General features: G+C 66.8%; 4 protein-coding genes. 3 read left to right on the forward strand and 1 reads right to left on the reverse strand.

What is annotated here, in order from left to right:
* The first annotated feature begins 32 nt into the window (after window positions 1-32).
* From ELR45_RS42210 to srmL, 3 genes are all read left to right on the forward strand, one after another.
* Complete coding sequence (locus tag ELR45_RS42210) at window positions 33-3011, forward strand: helix-turn-helix transcriptional regulator (protein WP_205857532.1); 2979 nt, start codon at window positions 33-35, stop codon at window positions 3009-3011.
* A gap of 113 nt (window positions 3012-3124) precedes the next feature.
* The gene (locus ELR45_RS29740) at window positions 3125-3565 is read left to right on the forward strand and encodes a VOC family protein (protein ID WP_165368223.1); all 441 of its coding nucleotides are present in this window, start codon (window positions 3125-3127) and stop codon (window positions 3563-3565) included.
* A gap of 201 nt (window positions 3566-3766) precedes the next feature.
* A complete protein-coding gene (gene srmL, locus ELR45_RS29745) occupies window positions 3767-4978 on the forward strand; it encodes a PheS-related mystery ligase SrmL (protein ID WP_129669528.1) in 1212 nt (403 codons plus the stop codon).
* Between the two features lie 207 nt (window positions 4979-5185).
* Here the strand turns inward: srmL and ELR45_RS29750 are convergent.
* Window positions 5186-5797: DUF3800 domain-containing protein (locus ELR45_RS29750; RefSeq protein WP_165368224.1), on the reverse strand; the 612-nt coding region annotated here is incomplete at its 5' end.

A 5797-nucleotide genomic window follows, 5' to 3' on the forward strand; every position in this document is an offset into this window, starting at 1 on the left:
CGGCGTCGCCGCTACGTGCGACCATTGACTCCGTGCCCCGACTGAGTTCCCGTTTTCCGTTGGTCGCGCGCAAGGCGGAAGTCGATCAGCTGCGCGCCGCGCTTGAACGCGCCCGCTCCGGCTCGGCGGGAGCCATCCTGGTATCGGGCGACGCGGGCGTCGGCAAGAGCAGACTGATGGCGGAGGCCGCCGAGATCGCGCGCGACGCCGGCGCCGTCGTGCTGGTCGGCCGATGCGTCGACATCAGCGCCGCCGGCTTCCCGTACCTGCCGTTCAGCGAGATCGTCGAACAGATCCGTTCCTTCGACGAGGATCTGCTCGCGCGCCGACCGGTCTTGTCCAGCTTGGTCAGTACCGGCGTACCTGAACATGCGCGGGCTCATACGGCCGACGTGCGCCAAGGCGAGGACACGGCAGCACGAGCGCACATGTTCGACCAGCTCCAGCTCTTCGATGCCGTCTTGGGCGCCCTGAGCGAGCTCAGCGAGGACGCCTGCGTCGCCCTGCAGATCGAGGACCTGCATTGGAGCGACCCGTCCACGCGTGATCTGCTGTCCTTCCTGCTGTCCCGGCTCAGCGGCCAGCGCCTGCTGGTCATGGCGAGCTACCGTTCCGACGATCTGCACCGCCGGCACCCGCTGCGCCCCCTTCTCGCGGAGCTGGTGAGGCTGCCCGCGGTCGAGCGGCTCGACGTTCATCCGTTCAGTCAGCAGGACGCCGAGGCGTTCGTGAAGACCCTTTCCGAGGGAGACGTCCCTCACGATGTCGCGGCCGACATCGCGATGCGCTCCGAGGGCAATGCCTTCTTCGCCGAGGAGCTCCTGGCCACCCGCTCCACGTCGGATGGCGAAATCCCGACCGTGCTCGCCGACGTGCTGCTGACCCGGGTCGAGAAACTGAGCCCGATCGCTCAGCGAGTGGTCCGCGTTGCCTCGGTCAGTGGCCGATGGCATGTCCGGCATGGCACGCTGCATGCCGTCATGGACCTCGAGGCCAGCGAGCTCGAGGCGGCCCTGAGAGAGTCGTTACAGAACAACGTACTGGTCCCCGGGGTCGAGGACGCCTACACATTCCGGCACGCTCTGCTCCGCGAGGCCATCTACACCGATCTTCTGCCGGGTGAGCGAGTCCGGTTGCACGCCAACTACGCGGAATGGCTGGCCCAGCAGAACAGGCCCGGGATAGCCGCCGCGCTCGCGTACCACAGCACTCGGGCCAATGACTTGCCGACCGCACTCGCCGCCTCGGTCCAGGCGGCGAGCGACGCGCAGCACAAAGGTGCGTTCGGCGCGAAACTTCAGCACATCGAACGCGCCCTCGAGCTGTGGGACGTCGTCGACGACGCCGAGGCACGCGCGGGTGTCAGCGAGTTCGCCCTGACCTGTAAAGCGGCCCACGCGGCAGGCTCGGCCGGACAGCCGGAGCGCGCCCTCGCCTACATGCGGACTGCCGTGCCGCTGGCGGATGCACACGACGATCCCGTCCTCTCCGCCGACACCCGCCGGCAGCTCGCATTGACCCTGATCGGTGACGGCCAATGGACAGAGGCCGACCAAGCCATCGGCGAAGCCTGGGAGCTCATCAAGGACAGCCCACCAAGCGCGGAACGAGCGTGGGTGCTGGCCATGCGGGCGAGGGTGACCATGGTCGACACGCAGCGCCGGCAGTTCGCCGAGGCCGCTGAGGAAGACGCCCGCGCCTCGGGGGCAGCCAGCGCCGAAGCCGATGCCCTGATCTCCCAGGCGTTCTGCGACTATCACGACGGTTACCCCGAGAGAGCCGCTGAACTGCTCGAACGTGCCCGGCGACGGGCGGAGGAGGCCCGGTCGCTCGATGTCGAGCTCAGGGCGTGGTACAACCTGATCTTCGGCCGTCAGGATCAAGGCCAGCTGGACACAGCGGCGCGTATCGCCGACGAAGCCATGCGGCATGCTGCCGATCTCGGCCTGTCCTGGAGCACATACGGCCTGCAGATCCGCTGGATAAGCGCCATGGTCCACCATGCGCGCGGCGACTGGGACTCCGCCACCGAGGCTGCCGCGCCACCAGGCGAAGCCGTGTCGGACGCCATCACGGCGCTTCTGGCCGCGTCCGGAGCGATGATCCAGGTGGGGCGTGGACAGTTCGAGCAAGCCGAGCGAGAACTCGAACGGCTTCGACCCGAGTGGTACCGCAACGAAGATGAGCAGATCGCGATCTTGGCCGGCACCGCTGGTGCTGAGCTCGCGTGCTGGCAAGGCCGGTCTGAGGACGCCGTCACCGTTGTCGACGAGGCGCTGAATGCCATCCGCTTCTGCTCCGGTGAAGAGTGGCCGATGAGCGGCATCCGGCTCTCCGCTCTCGCACTTCAGGCGCAGGCGGACCTCGCACGCTCCGCCGCGACGCCCAGGGACGCGGCGCCGCCGGCGGACATCGTCGAGGCGGGCGACAACCTGCTCGAGGCCGCCGAGAAGACGGCGCGCCTCGGCGATCCTCGTGGTGCCGGGCTGGGACCGGAAGGGCGCGCCTGGCTGGGACGGGCACGCGCCGAGCACGCTCGCCTGCGCGGTGAGGAAACGCCTGAGACATGGCAAGCGGTCATCGACGCGTTCGGCTACGGCGAGGTGTACCAGCAGGCCATCGCACGCTGGCGCCTCGCTGAGGTTCACATCGTGGCCGATCAGCGCAACGACGCCGCCGACCAGCTGACAAACGCGCTATCCGTGGCCGAGCGGCTCGGTGCGCGGCCACTCGCCGACGCGGTGCGGTCACTCGCCCGGCGAGCGCGGATCTCCCTGCCCGGCGCGCCCGTCCCGTCGGTCGACATCCTGACGCCTCGGGAGAGATCCGTGCTGACGCTCGTCGCCCAGGGACACACCAACCGCAAGGTCGGCGAGGAACTGTTCATCAGTGAGAAGACGGTGAGCGTCCACCTCTCCCGGGTGATGTCCAAGCTCGGCGCCGCAGGACGTACCGAAGCGGTCGCGCTCGCTTATCAGCGTGGGCTGCTCGACGAAACACCGACGTCGTAGGGTGCACAGCGCTCTGTCCACGTCGACCGCCCCGACCCGTCGAAAAGCAGGTGACGGTCATCCCCGCGATGCCATAACGTGCCACGCGACGTCACGACGAAGGAGACACACGCATGAGCCACACACCCGCCGAAGCGGACAACTCGGCGAACACCCCGGGACTACGGATCCAATGCCTAAGCGTGGACACGCACGATCCGAGCCGGATAGCGGACTTCTGGCAGGCTGCGCTGGGCTGGCGCCGGACCTACGAGGACCAGGACGAGGTCGCGCTCGAGCCACCGTCCGGAAGCCCGGAGGACGGGGTCTCGCCTGACCTGTTGTTCTTAAAGGTCCCGGAACGTAAGACCGTCAAAAATCGCCTGCACGTCTGCCTCCGTCCCACTGACCAGGTCCGCGAGGTCGAACGACTGACCGCTCTCGGCGCTACCCGGGAGTCGGTCGGGCAGTCCGACGACGTGACCTGGGTCGTCATGGCCGATCCTGACGGCAACGAGTTCTGCGTCCTGCGCGCGTTCACAGCGGAGGAGCTTTCGCAACTTCAGCAGGCGTAGACCGCGGCGGCTTGGTGTTCCGCAGCCGTCGGCGTTACGCTCGTACACATGCCAGGTCAGCGTCTGTTTATCTGCCCCCGGTCGGCGACGGTTCGCCGCCCGCGGGGTGTGCTCGCCTGACGCACTGACCCTTCGCGGACCGATCCGGCCGGGGGAGATTCGCTCCCTCCGTTCATCCCACTCCGCGAAGAAGGTCATCGCATGTCTACACCCACCCCCGTCCTGAGCACGTCTTCTACCGGCATCCGAGAAGGAGACCGGGTCACGCCGCTCGCGTTGCCGGCTCTCCTGAACGCTCTGTCGGTGCGCGACCTCACCGACCCGGCCGAGGGTTCGCATGCCCTCCAGATCCTCATCGACGACGCCGCGGCGGCATTGGCTCGGCTGTGGAACGCCGACGTATGCGTCGAACGTTCGCGCCCGATCGTCAGCCTGGAAGACAACTACGACCGGCTCGGATACGCACCCGATGCGGTCGCCCGCGACGTCCGCTATACGCGGTACGTCAGCGACACCACGATGTTGCGCAGCCACACGTCGGCCGGTATCCCGCCGGCATTGCGCCGGCTGGCGGCCGCCCACGGCGGACCGGATGGTGGCAGAGGCGGCTCATCCTCGCTCGGCTCCGAGCAGGTCCTGCTCGTTCTTCCCGGTATCTGCCACCGCAGGGACGCCATCGACCGAATCCACACGGGAACGCCACACCAGCTGGACCTGTGGCTGCTGCGCCGCGGCGGACGCCGCCTGGACCACGATGATCTCCAAGACATGGTGGCCACGCTGGTCGAAGCGCTGCTTCCCGGTGCCCATTGGCGTTGGACGTCAGCGACGCACCCATACACAGTCGGCGGACGCGAAGTCAACGCCATCAGCGGCAACGAGCCTGTGGAAATCGCCGAGTGCGGCCTCGCGGTCCCGGACGTCCTGGCCGGCGCCGGTCTCGATCCGGCTGAGTGGACCGGACTCGCGCTGGGCATGGGGCTGGACCGGATGCTCATGTTACGCAAGGGCATCCCGGACATCCGACTGCTGCGTTCCGCGGATGTCCGGATCGCCGAGCAGATGCACGACCTCACGCCGTACCGGACCGTGTCCGATCTGCCGCCCGCGCGCCGTGACATCTCGATCGCCGTCGACAGCGGCGTCGACGATGAGGTGCTCGGCGACCGCATCCGTGAGGCCTTGGAGGGCGACGCGGACCTCGTCGAGGAGGTCGCTGTGCTGTCGGCTACCCAGTACGACGAGTTGCCGAAAGCCGCGCGGAAACGGTTAGGCATCCGGCCCGGACAGGTGAACCTCCTCATCCGGCTCGTTCTGCGGCCCGTCGATCAGACCATGACCAGCGACGACGCGAACGCGTTGCGCGAGCGCATCTACGCCGCCGTGCACCAAGGCGAGCCCGCGGTAGCCTAGAGTCAGGCGCCGGTTCCCACGCCGTCGGCGGCAGTTGGATCTAGCCACCTCGATGACCTACACTCAAAGTGCGCACTGACCCGGGCGCATGCCCGGTGTAGGTGTGAGTTCAAGGGGCGCCCCGTAGAGGGCGCCCTTCTTCTTTACGTGGCCACACCAATATTCCATCGCTTCTGCTCTGATCCACATCAGTGGCCCAAAGCGGCTTTACCTCCTCCCACATGTGGGCGTCGCACACCGACGCGGGCCTTTTTTGCGGCGGTGAACCCGACGAAATGCCGCGTATGCCACGAGATCGGCGGCTTGAATGAAGTAAGAGAGTTCCGAGCGCCTGGGCACGGGATCCTCAACCAACAAGTCAGCCTTGGCATTGCCACCACCCATAGTGACGCCAACTTCTCGGCAATGCCGGTGCACCATCCGCACCCTCTCGCCTTCACCGTCGTCGTGGACCAAGACGATCGGATGTCCCATACTCTCCGACCGAATCATCAGTTGCTGGATGAGGTGCTCCCAGGCGATGGCAAACGGATCTCCGCCTGCCATATTTTCCTTATCAATCACTACAGCGAAGACAGCACTCGACACAGTGGTGAGGGCCCTCATGGCCCTCCGGTAGATGTCCCTGCGCTGCCCATCCCCCAGTCCTTTGTCCTTTAGGGGCCCTCTAGGGCGGAGCAGGTAGTTCGCTTTGAGTTCGTCCCGAAGGCGAACTCCATATTCATCCTTGATGTCACGCCGCACCTTCGTCAGCATCTCGAGGCGTAACGTCCACTGGTCCGCGGGGACGAGATGACAACCAAGCGTAAAGGTGCGGCT

The organism is Phytoactinopolyspora endophytica, assembly GCF_004138495.1.
Classification (GTDB): domain Bacteria; phylum Actinomycetota; class Actinomycetes; order Jiangellales; family Jiangellaceae; genus Phytoactinopolyspora; species Phytoactinopolyspora endophytica.

Bases quoted from the DNA above. Each gene is read 5' to 3' on its own strand.
- ELR45_RS29740 (WP_165368223.1), top strand. From the start codon at position 3,125: ATGAGCCACACACCCGCCGAAGCGGACAACTCGGCGAACACCCCGGGA.
- srmL (WP_129669528.1), top strand. From the start codon at position 3,767: ATGTCTACACCCACCCCCGTCCTGAGCACGTCTTCTACCGGCATCCGA.